Raw genomic sequence first — 17,227 nt, forward strand, 5'->3', positions numbered from 1 at the left:
AAATGCTGAACCGGCCGGGCGATAATAGGCCATCCTGTTACCGTCGGAGTGACGATGGCCTGTCGAAACTGCGGAACCGAGACGAAGCCGGGCCAGCGCTTTTGCACGGGCTGCGGGGCGCCCATCGCCGTGATCTGCCGAAGCTGCGGCGGGGAAAATCCCTCCGCGGCGCGTTTTTGCGGCAATTGCGGCACGGCGCTCGAGGCCGCGCCGCCGGCCGCGCGTCCAGCCGAAAGCGAACTCAGGCCGGTCACCGTCCTCTTTGCCGACCTGTCGGGCTACACCGCGTTTTCGGAGAATAGCGATCCGGAAGACGTGCGGAGTCTGCTCAATGATTTCTTCGCGCTGACGGATGGCACGATCGTGCGCCTGGGCGGCACGGTCGACAGTCATATTGGTGACTGCACCATGGCGGTGTTCGGCGCGCCCATCGCCCATGGCGATGATGCGCTGAGAGCGGTCGCCGCGGCGATCGCCATCCGCGAAGGGATGGCATCGCTCACAAAGCGCTACAAGGCGGGTCCCTTCGACGCGCATTGCGGTCTGGCGGCGGGCACGGTGCTCGCGGCAACCACCGGCAGCGACGTGCACCGGCCCTATACGATGACCGGCTCCTCGGTCAATCTCGCGGCGCGCTTGTGCGACCTTGCCCGGCGCGGCGAGATATTGCTGTCGGATGAACTCGCGGACGCCGTCTCTCATCGACATTCGGTGGAGGCGCTCGGGCGCCGGCGGCTCGACGGCTTCGCCGAGCCGCTTCCCGTCTTCAAGCTCTCCGTGCAGGAACATGCCGCTCACGAGGAGGGCGGACCGCCCTTTGTCGGGCGCAAAGCCGAAATGGCGGAGATCGAGACCGCACTCGACATCACCGCGCGCGAAGAGATCGGCCGCATCGTTCATATTCGCGGTGATGCCGGGATCGGCAAGTCCCGCTTGCTGGAAGCAGCCACCGCCGCGGCGCGCGCCCGGAGCCTCACTTGTCTCAACGCTTCCGTCATGAGTTTCGGTGGCGGCAGCCAGACGCAATTGCGGCGGACCATCACCCAAGCCCTTCTCGCAATCGAGGCGCATGCAGATGAGGCCGGCCTCGCCAAAGGCATTGCCGATTTTGTCGGGCAGCATGGTCTTGACGAGCGTGACGAGACCTTCCTGCATGATCTCATGGGCGTGATGATGCCGCCTGATCTGGTCCGCGTCTTCAATACCTTCGATGCCGCGGGCCGCCTCACGGCACGGATCGAAACCTTGGCAAAGGTCGCCGGCCTCGCCGCCCGGCAGAAGCCGCTTTTCTTCGCGGTGGAGGATCTGCATTGGATCGACGATGACGGCCTCGACATGCTTGCGGCGCTGGCGCTTGCGGCCCAGTCCTCTCCGATCACGCTCGTCTTCACGACGCGTCCGGAAGGTGATCCCTTGGACAATGCCTGGCTCGCGCGCGTCGCGCCGACCTCGGTCAAGGTCCTGAACCTTGCCGCCCTCACGGACAAGGAGGCTGCGAGCCTTGCCGCGCAAGTCTTTGCCGGCGAGACCGCACTCGTGCGCGACGTCCTGCAGCGCGCCGCCGGCAACCCGCTGTTCCTGGTGCAGTTGCTGCATCACAAGACAGGGGCCGGCGGGGAGGCGCTGCCGCAATCGATCCAGAGCCTCATCGTCGCGCGTCTCGACCGTCTTTCCGAAAAGGATCGGCGCATCGTGCAAACGGCATCGGTTCTCGGCCAGCGCTTCACTCAAGACGAGATCGATCATCTCCTCGATGAACGGGGGGCGGAGCTGCGGCCCCTGATCGATGCCGTCCTCCTGCGGCGCGCGGGGCAGCACTATGAATTCGTCCATGCGCTGGTGCGCGATGCAACCCATGGCACTCTGCCGAAGTCGCGCCGCCGCACGCTGCATGTGAAGGCCGCCGAATGGTTCGGGCAGCACGATAAGATTCTTGCCGCCAACCATCTCGACCAGGCGCAGGATCCACGCGCCGTCGACGCCTATGACGAGGCGGCGCAAAGCGAATGGTCGATCTATCGCTATGACAATGCGATCGTCCTCAATGCGCGGGCGGTGGCGCTGGCGGAGGAGGGGACGCGCAAGGCCGAGCTCCTGACACGGCGCGGCGAGATGCTGCTCGAGACGGGTCAGATCGCGACATCGCTCGATGTCTGGCCCGACGCCCTGCGGCTCGCCGAAGGCGATCGCGCGCTGTTCTGTCGCGCCAATATCGGCTTTGCCCAGGGCCTCCGATTGTCCGACCGCTTCGATGAGGCCTTCGCCGCGCTCGACCGGGCCGATGCGATCGCCGAGAACGACCGGCTCCTGCGTGAGCTGTCACGGTCGCATCACCTGCGCGGCAATCTGCTGTTCCCGAAAGGGCGCTTGTCCGAATGCCTTGCCGAGCACCAGAAGGCGCTCGACTTCGCCCGAGCCGCGGGCTCGGTCGAGGCCGAGATCCGTGCTCTCGGCGGGCTGGGCGACGGCTATTACGCCAACGGCCGCATGCTCAGTGCCTATGACGCCTTCAGCCGCTGCGTGAAGCTTGCCCGGCAGGAAGGCTTTGGCCGCATCGAAGTGGCCAATCTGCCCATGTGGTCCATTGCCGCGCTCTCCAAAGGCGAATGGCGCGAAGCCGATGATTGCGTCCGCGAGGCGATCGAGCTCGCCGAGCGTGCCGGCGCCAAGCGGGCGCTGATGATCGCCCATCATTGCGGCTATTTCAGAAAGTTCGAGGCCGACGAGATCGCGGTTGCGCGCGAGCATGCGGTGAAGGCGGATGATCTCGCGATCGCGCTCGGTGCCAGGCGCTTCGAGGCGGAGAGCAAGATGTTCTTCGCCGAGCTTGCGCTCACGGCCGAGCACTGGGACGAGGCGCGGCACTATGCCGGTTGGGCGTACAAGCTCTGCGAGGAGACCGGGCTAAACTACATGGGGCCGATCGTGCTCGGCATGCTGGCGGAGCTTGCCAAGAGCGAGAGCGAGCGCCAGGCGCATATCGCGCAGGCGCGCGCCATCCTCAAAGCCGGCGCGCCGATCCACAATCACATGTATTTCAACAATCACATGATGACGGCGTCGCTGAAGCGCCGCGAATGGGAAGCGGCGGAAAGCTTCGCCCAGGCGATGGCGGATCATACCGCCAATGAACCGTTCCCCTGGGCCGATTTCCTCATCGACCGTGCCCGGATCCTGATCCGGGTAGGGCGGGGCGAGCGGGGCGCTGCGGCGAAATCCGAGCTCGCGCGAGTGGCGGCACTCGGCCGCGAGATGAATTTCATCCGCGCCACGCAGGCGCTCGATGATGCTGTTGCCACGTGGGGCTAGTTCGATTGGATGATGGCGCTGACCCGGCCGGGCTCAATGGTGAAGGCCGAGGTCTTCTCCACGCCGTCGATCCGTGTGCTGAGCACATAGCGGCCGGGCTTCAGCACGACATCGGCGGTGGGTCCGGGGATGCCCGGCAGCTTCTTGCCCTTGGCATCGGTGATGATCCAATAGATGTCGTGCTCTCCGGCGCCGGAAGCATCGAGCCGGGCAATGCCGGCATTCATGTCGAGCTCGACCGCCGACAGGAGGCCCGGCTTGACCATGACCTCGGTCATGGCCTCGGCGTTGCCCGGCTGGAAACGGCTCTCGACGCGATAGGACCCGGCGCCGAGCCTGAGAATCTCGCCCGGCTCTTCGGTGATGGCGACGAGCGTCCCGCCATCCACGCCTGAAGACTTGTAGATGCTGGTGAAGGGCCGCGCCGCGGGAAGCCCGAGCTGCTTGAGCTTGGGCAGGACGCGCAAGCCTCCGGCATTGAGCACGAAGGTCACGGCAAGACGTTGGCCTTCGAGCAAGGTGAGCTTGCGCTCGACCTTCACCGCGCCATAGCTCGCTTCCACCATATAGTCGCCGGGCTCGGCCGGAAGCGAGGCCGTCTCGGCATCGCGCGAAAACAGGGTTTCGCCGTCAAAGGCCTTGACCTGCCAGGAGATCGGCCAGCTGATGACGCCGCCGTCTTCGCTGAGGCGGGCATTGAAGGCGAGGCCCTCATTGCCGGGGCGGGTGAGCTCGATGCGGACCTCCGCACCCACATCATCACCGGCGCGCTCTATGTCGGGTGTGCGGTCGATGGCTCCGGTCGAGGAGGCGGCGAGCGCCGGAGAGGAAAAAAAGAGGGCCGCCAGAACACTCAACATATGGCGGCCCTTGAACATGATAGACGTTCCCCTGTTACCCCCGGCCAGTCCCGGCCGGCAGGGACAGCCAACACGAGAAGCGGACCGGCCTCAACAATATGCTTAATTTTTGGTTAACGCAGATCGTGCAATTGTGCTTTGTTTTTTCCGATCTTGACTTTGCCGGTCGGGTTCCCTTGTTAAGGGTATGACCCGCCTCAATGACACCTCCTCAGCCTTAAGCCTGCTCAAGACCCGAAAGTCGGCCTCCGTCAAAGCCATGGCGGAGCCTGGACCCACGCCGGAGCAACTGAAAACCATCCTCGAGATCGCCGTGCGCGTGCCCGATCACGGCAAGCTGACACCCTGGCGGCTCGTTTTGTTCGAGGGTGAGGCGCGGCGGAAATTCGGCGAGGTCATGAAGGCCCGCTGGCAGGAGTTGCATCCCGATCACGGCGCGGAGTCGCTCAGCTTTCAGGCCGGCCTGTTCCTGAGGGCCCCGACCGTGCTCGTCGTCGTCTCCAAGGCCGGGCCGCATGTGAAGATCCCAGAATGGGAACAGCTTCTTTCAGCCGGCGCCCTGACCCAGAACATATTGCTCGCCGCTTCGGCGCTCGGCGTCGGCGCCCAGTGGAATACCGATTGGATCGCCTATGACTCCAAGATTATGAAGGCAATGGGCCTGAGCGAGACGGAGAAGATCGTCGGCATCGTCTATTTCGGCACGCCCGCCGCGGCACTCGAAGACCGGCCGCGGCCCGATCCCGAGAGCCTCATTACCCGCTGGCGAGGCTGACGGCTTTCATGGCGATCAAAGGGGTTCTCTTCGACAAGGACGGCACGCTGATCGATGTGACCGGCACGTGGGTTCCGGCCTATCAGCAACTCCTCAAGGAGGTCTTCCCCGATCGCGACGCCGCCGAGATCGAAGCGAAATTCGTGGCCGCCGGCTACGATCCTGAAACCCAAGCCTTCAAAGCGGGATCGATCCTCGCCCAAGGCACCACGCGCGACATCATCGAGGTCTGGTGGCCGGGGCTCGATGCCGCGAGCGTCGCCGAGAAGATGAAGCTGCTCGACGTCGATTATCGCGAGCTCGGCTTGAAGCATCTGAAGGCGCTGATGCCGCTGAAACCCATTCTCGAGGAACTGCGCCGCATGGGCTTCAGGCTCGGCGTCGCCACCAATGACACGGCCGCTTCCGCGGTGCTGCATATGGGCGCCCTCGACGCGGTCCAGCTCTTCGACGTCATCCTCGGCGCCGACAGTGTGGCGCGGCCAAAACCTTTCGGCGACATGATCCATGCTTTTGCCGATGCGGTCGGCATCAAAGCTGAGGAAGTCGCGATGGTCGGCGACAATCCGCATGACATGGAGACGGCGCATGATGCGGGGGCAGGGCTCGCCATCGGCGTGCTCTCCGGCAACTCGACGGCGGATCACCTGGCGCCGCTCGCCGACCACGTGATCGGCACCATCGCCGACCTGCCGGCATTGCTGAGGAGAACTGGGTGATGCATTACGATGCGATCGACAACACGCATGGCCTGCCCAACGATCCGTTCAAGGCGATCGTGGCGCCGCGCCCGATCGGCTGGGTATCGAGCATGGCCAGGAACGGCGTGCCCAATCTCGCCCCCTACAGCTTCTTCAATGCCATCGCCGAGAAGCCGCATTACGTCGTGATCGGATCTTCCGACATGAAGGACTCGCTCACCAATATCGAGGCGACGTCCGAATTCGTGGTCAATCTCGCGACCTATGAATTGCGCGAGCATATGAACGCCTCATCGGCGCGCGTGGCGCCCGATGTCGACGAGTTCAAGCTCGCAGGACTGGAGCCCGCATCGTCGCGCTTCGTCAAGCCGCCACGCGTGGCCAAAAGCCCGGCGGCGCTCGAATGCCGGCTGTTCCAGATCGTGCCCTTGCCGGATGACAATGGCGATGCCAGGCAATGGGCGATCATCGGGCGCGTCGTCGGCATCTATATCGACGACCGCTTCATCAAGGAGGGCCGCGTCGACACCGCGGCCATGAGGCCGATCGCGCGCATGGGCTATAGCGAATATGCGACAGTGGAGGCCGCCTGGCGCATGCGCCGGCCGGATTAGGGTGATCGTCAATCTCGAGAGGGTCGAGAGCAAGGCGCCGGAATCTGCGGAAGGCGGTTCGATCGCCATGCGAACCAGCGTTCCCTCGTCGCAATCGATCAGGATAGTTGCGAGCCGCTGCAAGGGGCTGCAGGACGTGTCTTTGAGTCTCTCATTGCGCTTATTGGCATAGTGGCGCTCACAAGCGCCCAGAACCGCGCCAGCAAATTCCTCCTCGCTCTTGAAGAAATCGCAGAAAGAGCCCTTTGGGACGCCTGCCGCATCGAGGATGGCGTCCGGCCCGATTCCGTCCGAAACCGTTCAGGATCAGTGACTTAAGACCCTCGGCGATCAACCTGTCTCGGGTCGGATTATTTTGCTCAGACATGGCTGGTAGACCAGTTTACTAGCTGATAGCCACACCACCATCTGCTCGTCGGGCTAATCGGATTCGTCACCAGCTCCGGGAGGACATAGCCAATGAAAGAGCGCCACGATGTTGTGGTGATTGGTGGTGGCCAGGCCGGGTTGGTTATGAGTCACTCATTGCGTCAGCATGGCCGCGAGCATGTCGTCTTGGAGCGGGCGCGCGTGGCGGAGCGTTGGCATAGTGAGCGATGGGATTCGCTTACCTTCCAGTTTCCCAACTACGACATTCGCCTTCCGGGCTACCGCTATGGCGGTGATGATCCGCAAGGGTTTTCCAACTATCGCGATATCGCCCAGATGATCGAAGCCTACGCCGCTCAGATCGAGGCGCCGGTCCGCTGCGCAACGGAAGTCGTGAGCCTCGACGCGGAGTGCTCGTCCGGACGCCTTCTGGTGAAAACGCGGAGCACGACAATTGAGGCGTCGCATGTTGTGATTGCAACCGGCCCATTTCAACGGCCACTGCTTCCATCCTTTGCCGCGGACTTGCCCGCGCATGTCTTTCAGGTTCATGCGAGCGCCTATCGCAATCCCGCCCAGATCCCGGAAGGCGCCGTTCTGGTGGTGGGCAGCGGCAATTCCGGCTGTCAGATCGCAGAAGAGCTGTGTGAGAGCGGCCGTCGTGTCTATCTTGCGCTGAGCCGACACCGTCGCGTGCCACGGCGCTATCGTGGCCGGGATATCACCTGGTGGTTTGAGAAGATGGGCCGCTGGGACGCAAAGATCGACGATATGCCAGGTCGCAAGCAACCGGTGCCGACTGTCCTTACCGGCACACATGGTGGCCACGATATGAATATTCGCAAGCTGGCTGGGGATGGTGTCGTCGTTCTCGGCCGCTTGCTCCATGCCGCCGGCGGCAAGCTCGCCTTCGCCGAGGATGTGGAAGGGATCCTCAAGGAAGCGGATTCCGAATATTGGAACTTCTTCAAGGCAGCCGATAGCCTTGCGCAAGAAGCCGGGTTGAATTTTCCTGTGGAGCACAGAGAATCTGCCGCGATCATTCCGATTGTGCCGATAGCAAGCCTGGATCTATCGAAGTCCGGGATCCGATCGGTGATCTGGAGCACGGGCTACCGCTATGAATATGATTGGCTCCATATGCCGGTATTGGATGCGCGCGGTGCCCCCGTGCAGCAGCGAGGCGTCACCTGCTGTCCGAATGTCTATTTTCTCGGCTTGCATTGGATGTACAAGTTCAAATCCGCCATTCTTGCTTATGTGAGCGAGGACGCGGCCTATTTGGCGGACCGCATTGCAATGAGCCGCTGAATTTTTGGACTCGCCTCCATGGGGACGCTCCTTGACCGGGACATATTGTGGGTATATACCCGCTTCTATGAAGAGCCAATGCTACTGCAATTCGTTGCGCACCGCGGCGCGCAAGGTCACGGCCTTGTACGATCAGGCGTTGGCGTCCGTCGGTGTCAATCTTTCCCAGTTCAGCATGCTGCGCAGGCTCGAAAGGGCCGGCGAAGTCTCGATCACCGAGCTCAGCCGTCTGTGCGAGCTCGACCGCTCGACGACGGGGCGGAATGTGAAGGTCCTGGAACGGATGGGTCTGGTCACGGCGGTTGCGGGCGAAGATCAGCGTGAGGCGACGCTGTCGCTTTCGAAACGAGGCCGCCACGTGCTGGACGAAGGCGCCCCGCACTGGAAGAGGGCGCAGGACGAGATCGAAAGGAAACTCGGCAGCCGCAGGGCTCGGGAGCTTCTCAGCCTGGGCGATGACTTGTGAAGGCGGCAGCGGATTTTTTGTGAGCATATACGGGTATATACCGATAAGTGAGGCAATTATGGTCGATGGTCAGCAAGCTCGAGGCCTTTCCGTTCATCTCGCTCGGGCGCTGCAAGCCTGGGGCATCCATTACGGATGGGTGATCGCGCTGGCCACTTTCATCACCATGCTGGCGACCGCGGGTGCGCTCGGATCGGCCGGCGTCATGATCGAGCCGCTGCAGGCTGAATTCGGCTGGACGAATGCCGACATATCCTTTGCGCTTGCCGTGCGGCTGGTGCTGTTCGGCCTGATGGGGCCGTTCGCCGCTGCATTCATGAATCATTTCGGGATTAGGCGAGTGGTCGCCACGGCCTTGGGACTCATTGCCGCCGGCCTCGTCGGCTCATTCTTCATGACGCAGGTCTGGCAGTTGGTGTTGCTCTGGGGCGTCGTGGTCGGCTTCGGCACGGGCATGACGGCACTGGTCTTGGGCGCGACTGTCGCGACGCGCTGGTTCTCACAGCGCCGCGGTCTCGTCGTCGGCCTGTTGACCGCCAGCAACGCGACGGGGCAACTGGTTTTCCTGCCCTTGATGGCGAGCCTCACCAGCAGTGTCGGCTGGCGCGCCGCGCTCACTTTTGTGCTCGTCATTCTCGCTCTGGCCTTCGTGCTCATCACCCTGTTGATGCGCGACTATCCAGGCGACGTCGGACTCATGCCCTATGGCGCCGAAGAGCAGACCGGGCCGCCGCGGCGGCGGCCCGGTCTTGCGTCGTTGCTTGCTTCGCCCCTGGTGGCGCTGCGCGATGCGTCGCGCACGCAGACTTTCTGGGTGCTGTTCCTCACCTTCTTCGTTTGCGGCCTCAGCACCAATGGGTTGATCCAGATGCATTGGATCGCGCTCTGCGGCGATTTCGGCGTGGCGCCTGTCGGCGCTGCGAGCACTCTTGCCGTGATCGGCGTGTTCGATTTTGCCGGCACGATCCTGTCGGGCTGGCTCGCCGATCGCTACGACAATCGCTGGCTGCTGTTCTGGTTCTATGGCCTGCGCGGATTGTCGCTGATCTATCTGCCATTCTCGGATTTCAGCGTCTATGCCCTGTCGATCTTCGCCGTCATCTACGGGCTGGACTGGGTGGCGACGGTGCCGCCGACCGTCAAGCTGGCGGCGGAAAGGTTTGGAACCGAACGCGCGGCACTGATCTTCGGCTGGATATTCACCGGCCATCAGCTCGGCGCGGCGGTTGCGGCATTCGGTGCCGGAACATCCCGGACATTGCTCGATACCTACCTGCCGGCACTCTATGTGGCGGGGGCCTTCTGCCTGGCGGCGTCGCTTCTGGTGATGTCGCTTGCTCGTCGGGATCGGACGGTCGAAGCTTAGTGGCCAGCCGCGCGCGCGAGGAGCGCCTTCGCCGCCTTGAGATGCGGCACGTCGAGCATCTCGCCGTCGAGGCCGATGACGCCGGCATCGCCGGCTTCCGCGAAGGCCTGCACGATGCGTTCCGCTTTGGCGATCGCTTCGGGTGAGGGAGTGAAGATGCGGTTGACGATCGCGACCTGGTCGGGATGGATACATAATTTGGCGGTGAAGCCGTCGCGCACCGCATCGCGGCATTGCGCCTCGAGACCGGCGAGATCGCGGAAATTCGCCTGGACGCCGTCGACCGGCTCGACGCCCGCGGCGCGCGCGCCGATGAGGCATAAAGTGCGGGCGAGATCGTAAGGGGCGGTAGGGCGGCCTTCAGCGTCGCGGTTCGATTGCGCGCCCAAGGCGGCGGCGAGATCCTCCATGCCCCAGGTGAGGCCGAGAAGACGAGGTCCGCAATCGCCATAGGTGCCGAGATTGAACATCGACGCCGCCGTCTCGGTGGCGATGGCGATGACGGGAAGTTGCGCCATGGCGATTAGGCGTTTCACGTCTGCACCCGATTCCGACTTCGGCAGCAAGAGCCCATCGGGCCTGGCCGCGGCCACGGCGGCAAGATCATCGGCAACGAGGCCGCTCGAGAGCGCATTGACGCGCACGAAGAGTTTTGCCGGCCTGCGCGGTTGCTCCAGGATCTCGCGGGCGAGACCGCGTGCTTTCGGCTTGTCGGCGAGCGCCACCGAATCCTCGAGGTCGAGGATGACGACATCAGCCTCAGAGGCGAGCGCCTTGGGGATCTTCTTCTCGCTGTCGGCGGGGACGAAGAGGAGCGAGCGCATTAGCCTAGCCCTCAGCCGGGCGCTTGCGCATGAAGGCCTGGCGGCGGCATTCGGCGACGAGCGTGCCGTCCTGCTTGAAGGCCTTGTGGTGGAAATCGACGATGCCGGCATCGGGCCGCGACTTGCTTTCGCGCTTGCCCAGAACCTCGGTCGTGACATTGACCGTGTCGCCCTGGAAGAGCGGGGCAGGGAACTTCACATCGGTCATGCCGAGATTGGCGATGGTGGTGCCAAGCGTGAGGTCGTTCACCGAGATGCCGATCATGAGGCCGAGGGTGAAGAGCGAATTCATGAGCGGCTGGCCCCATTCGGTCTGGGCGGCGAAGTGGCGGTCGATATGCAGAGGCTGCGGATTCATGGTGAGGCAAGAGAACATCATATTGTCCATCTCGGTCACCGTGCGGGTGATGGAATGGCGATAGACCTTGCCCGTCTCGAAATCCTCGAACCACAATCCCGGCATGAAATGCTCCTTTCGGCCTTAGTAGAGCATCGCCTGGCGAATGTGAATCATCCTGCCCTTCATGCTTTTGGATGGGGCGTGACGCTAGGACACAATCACAGGATGTGCGGATTTGACGGTGAGTCGGGCCGCGAGTCCTCGCAAGAGCATCAAACCGCCATAATCGAGGCCTGTGGATAACTTCGTCATGTGACAGCCTAAAGCGCTGAAAAGAGACCCTTTTCCGGATGGGCCGTCACTGTGGAAAGACTGTTAACGACGCATTAACCACCGCGGTCGCAGGAGTCCCTTAAGGCAATAACGGCATGGTTGCGGATGCGTCTGGAAGGAATAATCGACATGACAAGATGTCTGCTTGTCGATGAGGATCATGTGGAGCGTCAGGCCCTGAGCGAGCTTCTCGGTCAGTATGGATTCGACATGGCCGAGACCGCCTCGGCCGATGCCGCCCTCAAGCATTGCCGCGTCAATTCCCCCGATATCGTGGTCACCGCCGACCGGATCGGCAATATGAGCGCGGGAGAGTTCGTCAAGCGGGTGCGCCGCGCCGCCAACGGCCGCAAGCCCGTCGTCCTGGTCTATACGGAAAAGGCCGATACCGACGAGATCGGCAGCGCCATCATCGAAGGGGCCGCGGAATTCCTGCTGAAGCCCTTCGACCGCGACCTGCTCGAATTCAAGCTGAAGCAGGTGGGGCTCCTCTGATTTCCGTGACAAAAGCTCGCGGCGAGCACAATCCTTTCACAATCTCCGTGCAGTAGGCGACAATCAGATATTGAGGGGAGCTGATGTTTGCCGGTTTGAGATCGGTCTGGGTGCTGCTGCTCGGCGTGGCCATCCTGTCGCTCGGCCATGGCCTGCACGGATCGCTGGTCGGTGTCAGGGCCAGTGCCGAGAATTTCGACGCCGCGACCACCGGCCTCATCATGTCGGGCTACTTCGCCGGCCTGCTGCTCAGTTCCATCGTCACGCCGCGCATCGTCCAGAGCGTCGGCCATATCCGCGTCTTCGCTGCCTTCGCCTCCGTCGTCTCGACCGGAGTGCTGCTCATCCCCCTTTGGGTCGAGCCCGTCTGGTGGTTCCTGATGCGTTTCGTCGCGGGCCTCTGCACGTCGGGACTCTTCATCGTCTGCGAGAGCTGGCTCAACTCGGCCTCGACCAACAAGAACCGCGGCCAACTGCTCTCGGTCTATATGATCATCACCTATGCGGCGATGGGCCTCGGACAGTTTCTGCTCAATGTGGCCGATGCATCCGGCTTCTCGCGCTTCATCATCGTCTCGGCCCTGGTGTCGATGGCGATGCTGCCCTTGACCCTGATGCGGACCGAGACGCCGAGCCTCGCCGGCACGCGCTCGGTCACGATTGCCGAGATCTACCGTTCCTCGCCGCTCGCCATCGTCGCGACCTTGGCGAGCGGCCTCGCGCAGAGCGCCTTCTTCAGTATGGGCGCGGTTTATGCGCTGATGCAGGGCCTGCCGCTCGCCCTCGTTTCGCTGATGATGGCGCTGCCGCCTTTGGCGCTCATCGTCTCGCAATATCCGGCAGGCGTGCTCTCCGACCGCTATGACCGGCGCAGCGTCATCATGATCCTCTCGGCCATCGCCGCGGCGACCGCGCTCATCAGCATACCGGCGGCGGGCATCTCGTCCACCGTGCTCATCGGCCTCTTCACCGTGTTCGGCGCCATCGCCTTGCCGATCTATTCGCTGGTCATCGCCCATGCCAATGATCACATGGCGAAGGAGCAGATGTTGGGCGCGTCGAGCAAGCTCGTCCTTCTCTACGGCACCGGCGCCATGGCCGGGCCCTCGATCGCCGGCTTCTTCATGCAGTATCTGGGATCCTCTGGCTTCATGACCTTCATGGCGGTGATCTACGTAATCATGGCGGCGCATGCGTTCTGGCGCCGCCAGCAGCGGCCGACCAGTGTCAAGGCATCCGCCGGCGACATCATGAAAGTGGGCCCGATGACGACGCCGGTCGCCGCCCAGGCGCAGGCGGAAGAGGGCGCGGCCAAGCCACAATCTGACGTAAGCGCAGCCAAGCCGCAGCCCGCAAACTAGCTAACCCCTTCAAAAACCTCACGCGTCATGGTGAACCGTTTCTTAATGGTTCCCTGACAATTTTAGCGTTGAGAATTTCGTGAGTGGGTATTTCTATGTCCGGCCAGCCAGGGCTCGATGTCAGCATCTTCGACACGATCATCGAAACCGGGGATACGCAAGCGCGCCTCCAACTCGCGGTCGAGCTCGCGCGCCTGATCGGCGACGCCGATGCTCCGGAGAACGAGCGCAGCTGTGTCGTGCCGACGGTGCTCAAGCTCGCCGTGGATCCGGTGAAGGAAGTCCGCCGCGCCCTTGCGGACGGGCTCGTCGGTGTCGCGGATCTGAATGGCGACATCCTGTTCAGCATCATCGCCGATGAGGACGACATCGCACTGCCGTTCCTTGCCGCGACCCCGGCACTCGATCCCTGGAAGATGCGCAGCATCGCCCGCGTCGGCGATGCCGCCCGCCAGGTGACGCTGGCGCGGCGGTCGGACCTTACCGACGATGTCATCAAGGAGATCGTCACCCTGGCCGATCTTTCCGCCTGCCTGACGCTCTTCGACAATGAGGACTGCCCCATCGGCGAGCGCAATTGCCGCATCCTCTACGCCCGCTTCGGCCGGGTGCAGGAGATCATCGACCGTCTGCTGGCGCTCGACACGCTGCCGCTCGATATCCGCATCCTGCAGGCGAAGCGTGCCTCCAACCAGGTGCATCAGCTGATGGCGGAACGCGGCTGGGTGCCGGCCAACGATGCCGCCGACATGGTCGCCGATGCCGAGGAACGCGCCATCCTGCAGATCCTCGACAGCGCCAAAGACAAGGAATTGCCGCCGCTCATCCATTTCATGACGTCGCGCAGCATGCTCACCGCCTCGATCGTCATGCGGGCCGCGTGCCTCGGGCAAATGCGCCTGGTCGAGAGCGCGATGGCGCATCTCGCCAATGTGCCCTTGGCACGAGCGGAGGAGACGCTCTATGGCGGCGTTTCCGGCTTCAACTCGCTCTATCGCAGCTCCGGGCTGCCGTCGACCTGCTTCGGGCTGATCCGCGCGGCGGGACGCGTGCAACGCGAAGTGCGCGAGACCAAACGCACGCTCAGTGCTGAAAATTTCGCCCGCCGCTTGATCGAGGAGATCATGACTGGCGATGGCGCCATGCCGCCGGCCGAGCGCGCCAAATATCTCGATTTCGTCGCCCGTTATTCGAGCGAGCGCATAAGGGTGATCGCCCACCGGCTGCGTGACGGGCTGATCAGCGCGGCGTAAATCTCTTTTTCAGTCTTGCTGAGTGGCCGGGGTTAAACTCGGTCGTTCATTTTTTCTGGATGACCGGGTCAAGCCCGGTCACAAAAAAATGCCGGAGCTCAGGGAACTCCGGCATCTTCTTGAAACTCAGTCACGCAACTCACTCCGAATGTGAGTGTAATGTTTTCATCCTTAAAGCTTCGCTAAAATCGGAATTGTTCGGCGAGAACCCGCTCGGCCAGGCTGTGGCCCGGATCGAAGAGCAGGCGCGCCGAGCGCTTGCGGTCCTCGGCGATCTCGACCTTGCTGATATTGCGCACTTCGAACTGATCGGCGACCGCGGCCACCGGACGCTTCTCGGCTTCCAGACTCTCGATGGTGACGCGCGCCTGATGCGGGATGATGGCGCCGCGCCAGCGCCGCGGCCGGAAGGGGCTGATCGGAGTCAAGGCGAGCAAGGGAGAGTTGATCGGCAGGATCGGCCCATGGGCCGAGAGATTATAGGCGGTGCTGCCGGCGGGCGTCGCCAGGATGATGCCGTCGCATTTAAGCTCTTCCAGCCTGACGTGATCGTCAATGGAAATCTTGAGCGCCGCCGACTGATGCGTCTGGCGCAGCAGCGACACTTCGTTGAACGCCATGGCCTTGTGCTCATGGCCGGCCTGGTCGGTGGCCGTCATCCGGAGCGGCCTGACCGTCGTGAGCTCGGCCGCATGGATGCGTTCGGGCAACCGCTTCTCGCTGTAGTCATTCATGAGAAAGCCGACGGAGCCCCGATTCATGCCGTAGATCGCCTTGCCGGAAGACATGAAGCGGTGCAGCGTCTGCAGCATGAGGCCGTCGCCGCCCAGGGCGACGACGACGTCGGCGTCCTCAGGCGCCGCCTGGCCGTAGGCCTTGACCAGCGCATTGAGGGCGCGGCGCGCCTGCGGAACCTCGGCTGCGACGAAAGCGAGGCGGCGAAATTCCATAAGGGCTCCGTGGCGTTGACAGGACCCCTTAACTCAATCATTGAAGCGGCGAGATTGGCAAGCCTCAATTTGGAGCCCCATGCGCCGCATCGTTTTCTGCATCACCTGCCGTCATTCCGCCGAGGAGCGGGAAGGGCCCGATGGCGTTACCGGCGGTGAGACCCTGGCGCGGCACATGGAAGCGCTGCTCGCGGAAAGGCAGCGCCATGATATCGCGGTGGACCGCCAGTCCTGCCTGTGGTCTTGCCTCAAGCATTGCAATGTCTTCCTCCAGGACAGCGAGCGCTACAGCTACCTCGCCGGCAGCTTCACGCCCTCGCGCGAGACGGCCGAGGCGATCCTCGCCTGGTTCGACCTCCATGGCGCGAGTGCGACGGGTGAGGTCTCGTTCAAAGCCTGGCCGCAGGCGATGCGCGGACATTTCATTGCCCGCTTTCCGCCGGCCCGGACATGAAACGGGTCACGCTCATCCTCGGCGGCGCGCGCTCGGGCAAGAGCCGCTATGCCGAAGCGCTCGCCCGCCGCCACAAGGGAGTGCCCGCCTATATCGCCACGGCGGAAATCACCGATGAGGAGATGCGCGAGCGCATCCACCATCACCGGGAGCAGAGAGGCGCCCACTGGCGAACGATCGAAGCGCCGGTCGATCTGGTCACCGCGCTGCGCCAGGCCGATAATGCCCGATCCTTCACGCTTATCGAATGCCTCACCGTGTGGATCAACAACCTCATCTATCACGGCAGAGACGTCGCCCGGGAAGTCGAGCGCTTCCGTCAGAGCCTCGCCAAGACGAAGGGGCAGGTCGTCATCGTGTCGAACGAAGTGGGGCTCGGCATCGTTCCCGACAATGCGCTGGCGCGCCGCTTCCGCGACGAGGCGGGCCGCGCCAATCAGGCGATCGCCGATGCCGCGGATGAGGTCGTGTTCATCGCCGCCGGCCTGCCGATGACGCTCAAAAAGCCAAAGCCAGCAGCACAGCGATCACGGCCAAAAGGGAAAGCGCGTCGCCGTAGAGGCTGAGGCCGTCGCGAATATCGTTGGCGTCGAGCTCGCTCTTCCCGTCACCCATCGTGGCCAGATCGACATGCCGTCCGCCATAGGCGCGCGGACCGCCGAGCTTTACGCCCAAGGCGCCGGCCAGAGCCGATTCCGGCCAGCCGGCATTGGGCGAGACATGGCGATGGGCATCGCGCCGCATGGCGGCGAAGGCGGCCTTGGCGCTGGTGCGGGAAGAGAAGTAAGCAGCCAGCGCAAAGAGGAGGCCGGTGAGGCGGGCGCAAGGCAAGTTGACGAGATCATCGAGCCGCGCCGCGGCCCAGCCGAAAGCAAGGTAGCGTGGCGATCTGTGGCCGATCATCGAATCGGCGGTGTTGATCGCTTTGTAGAGGGCGATCCCGGGCAGGCCGAGGAGAGCGAGCCAGAAGGCCGGCGCCACGATGCCGTCGGAGGCGTTCTCGCCCAGACTTTCGAGCGCCGCGCGCGCGACGCCTGAGCGATCGAGCTGCTCGGGATCGCGGCCGACGATGCGGGAGACAGCACTGCGGCCTTCCGCGAGCGATCGGTCGAGCCCATCCGCCACGGCGCGCACATGACCCGCCAAGGATTTCTGGGCGAGGAAAGGTGTCGCAATGATCGCTTCCGCGACCCAGCCGTAAGGCAGCTTGCGCAAGGCCAGGGCGACCGCCAGCGCGAGGCCGCCGGTCACGACGAGGAGCGCGAGGAGGGCCAACATACCCGCGAGACGATTGCCGGGCTCACTTTCCGGATTCAGCCGCGCATCGAGCCAGGCGATGAAGGCGCCGATCCATTGGACCGGATGGCCGATCGTGCGGACGAGGATATCCGGATAGCCGATGAACCGCTCGATCAGGAGAGCAAGGGCGGTCGTGGCGAAGAACAT

General features: G+C 63.4%; 17 protein-coding genes. 12 read left to right on the plus strand and 5 right to left on the minus strand.

The features are described 5' to 3' along the window. Positions 1–54 precede the first annotated feature (54 nt). Positions 55–3,309 carry an AAA family ATPase gene (locus DS839_RS02150; RefSeq protein ID WP_119268623.1) on the plus strand — a complete coding sequence of 1,085 codons (3,255 nt, stop codon included), beginning with the start codon at positions 55–57 and terminating at the stop codon, positions 3,307–3,309. On the opposite strand, the gene DS839_RS02155 is transcribed toward DS839_RS02150, so the two are convergent. Then, entirely contained in the window at positions 3,306–4,187 is an 882-nt protein-coding gene (locus tag DS839_RS02155) for a hypothetical protein (protein WP_119268624.1), read from the minus strand. The two genes, DS839_RS02150 and DS839_RS02155, sit on opposite strands and share 4 nt — an antisense overlap. Before the next feature lie 169 nt (positions 4,188–4,356). Between DS839_RS02155 and DS839_RS02160 the strand changes: the two genes are divergently transcribed. From DS839_RS02160 to DS839_RS02185, 6 genes are all read left to right on the plus strand, one after another. Then, on the plus strand, positions 4,357–4,944 hold the full coding sequence (locus DS839_RS02160; RefSeq protein ID WP_119268625.1) for a nitroreductase family protein: 588 nt from the start codon (positions 4,357–4,359) through the stop codon (positions 4,942–4,944). 8 nt (positions 4,945–4,952) lie between these two features. Continuing rightward, entirely contained in the window at positions 4,953–5,663 is a 711-nt protein-coding gene (locus tag DS839_RS02165; protein ID WP_119268626.1) for an HAD family hydrolase, read from the plus strand. Next, a complete protein-coding gene (locus DS839_RS02170) occupies positions 5,663–6,259 on the plus strand; it encodes a flavin reductase family protein (protein WP_119268627.1) in 597 nt (198 codons plus the stop codon). Before DS839_RS02165 ends, DS839_RS02170 begins: the two co-directional genes overlap by 1 nt. Positions 6,260–6,718: 459 nt before the next feature. Beyond that, complete coding sequence (locus DS839_RS02175; protein ID WP_119268628.1) at positions 6,719–7,939, plus strand: flavin-containing monooxygenase; 1,221 nt, start codon at positions 6,719–6,721, stop codon at positions 7,937–7,939. Positions 7,940–8,006: 67 nt separating this feature from the next. Further along, on the plus strand, positions 8,007–8,405 hold the full coding sequence (locus DS839_RS02180) for a MarR family winged helix-turn-helix transcriptional regulator (protein ID WP_119268629.1): 399 nt from the start codon (positions 8,007–8,009) through the stop codon (positions 8,403–8,405). A gap of 58 nt (positions 8,406–8,463) precedes the next feature. Continuing rightward, entirely contained in the window at positions 8,464–9,771 is a 1,308-nt protein-coding gene (locus DS839_RS02185; RefSeq protein ID WP_119268630.1) for an MFS transporter, read from the plus strand. On the opposite strand, the gene DS839_RS02190 is transcribed toward DS839_RS02185, so the two are convergent. Together DS839_RS02190 and DS839_RS02195 are read right to left on the minus strand one after the other, a co-directional pair. Then, positions 9,768–10,595 (minus strand): HpcH/HpaI aldolase/citrate lyase family protein, encoded by an 828-nt coding sequence (locus DS839_RS02190; protein ID WP_119268631.1) that lies wholly within the window; start codon positions 10,593–10,595, stop codon positions 9,768–9,770. The two genes, DS839_RS02185 and DS839_RS02190, sit on opposite strands and share 4 nt — an antisense overlap. Positions 10,596–10,599: 4 nt before the next feature. Next, positions 10,600–11,058: a MaoC family dehydratase gene (locus tag DS839_RS02195; RefSeq protein ID WP_119268632.1), complete on the minus strand. Its 459-nt coding sequence runs from the start codon at positions 11,056–11,058 to the stop codon at positions 10,600–10,602. Between the two features lie 339 nt (positions 11,059–11,397). Between DS839_RS02195 and DS839_RS02200 the strand changes: the two genes are divergently transcribed. The 3 genes from DS839_RS02200 to DS839_RS02210 all read left to right on the plus strand — a co-directional run bounded on the left by DS839_RS02200 (position 11,398) and on the right by DS839_RS02210 (position 14,377). Further along, positions 11,398–11,763, plus strand: a complete 366-nt coding sequence (locus DS839_RS02200) for a response regulator (protein WP_162918238.1) — start codon at positions 11,398–11,400, stop codon at positions 11,761–11,763. A gap of 83 nt (positions 11,764–11,846) precedes the next feature. Next, positions 11,847–13,124 carry an MFS transporter gene (locus DS839_RS02205; protein WP_119268634.1) on the plus strand — a complete coding sequence of 426 codons (1,278 nt, stop codon included), beginning with the start codon at positions 11,847–11,849 and terminating at the stop codon, positions 13,122–13,124. A 95-nt stretch (positions 13,125–13,219) separates the two neighbouring features. Further along, positions 13,220–14,377, plus strand: coding sequence for a DUF2336 domain-containing protein (locus DS839_RS02210; RefSeq protein WP_119268635.1), 1,158 nt, complete (start codon positions 13,220–13,222; stop codon positions 14,375–14,377). Between the two features lie 182 nt (positions 14,378–14,559). Here the strand turns inward: DS839_RS02210 and DS839_RS02215 are convergent, their stop codons facing one another. Further along, positions 14,560–15,327, minus strand: coding sequence for an NAD kinase (locus tag DS839_RS02215; RefSeq protein ID WP_119268636.1), 768 nt, complete (start codon positions 15,325–15,327; stop codon positions 14,560–14,562). A gap of 79 nt (positions 15,328–15,406) precedes the next feature. Here DS839_RS02215 and DS839_RS02220 point away from each other — a divergent pair, with 79 nt between their 5' ends. Both DS839_RS02220 and cobU read left to right on the plus strand, forming a co-directional pair. Beyond that, a complete protein-coding gene (locus DS839_RS02220) occupies positions 15,407–15,781 on the plus strand; it encodes a DUF1636 family protein (RefSeq protein ID WP_119268637.1) in 375 nt (124 codons plus the stop codon). Next, entirely contained in the window at positions 15,778–16,347 is a 570-nt protein-coding gene (cobU, locus tag DS839_RS02225) for a bifunctional adenosylcobinamide kinase/adenosylcobinamide-phosphate guanylyltransferase (protein WP_119268638.1), read from the plus strand. Before DS839_RS02220 ends, cobU begins: the two co-directional genes overlap by 4 nt. On the opposite strand, the gene cbiB is transcribed toward cobU, so the two are convergent. After that, the gene (cbiB, locus tag DS839_RS02230; protein WP_119268639.1) at positions 16,280–17,227 is read right to left on the minus strand and encodes an adenosylcobinamide-phosphate synthase CbiB; all 948 of its coding nucleotides are present in this window, start codon (positions 17,225–17,227) and stop codon (positions 16,280–16,282) included. The two genes, cobU and cbiB, sit on opposite strands and share 68 nt — an antisense overlap.

It is taken from the genome of Taklimakanibacter deserti, assembly GCA_003574785.1.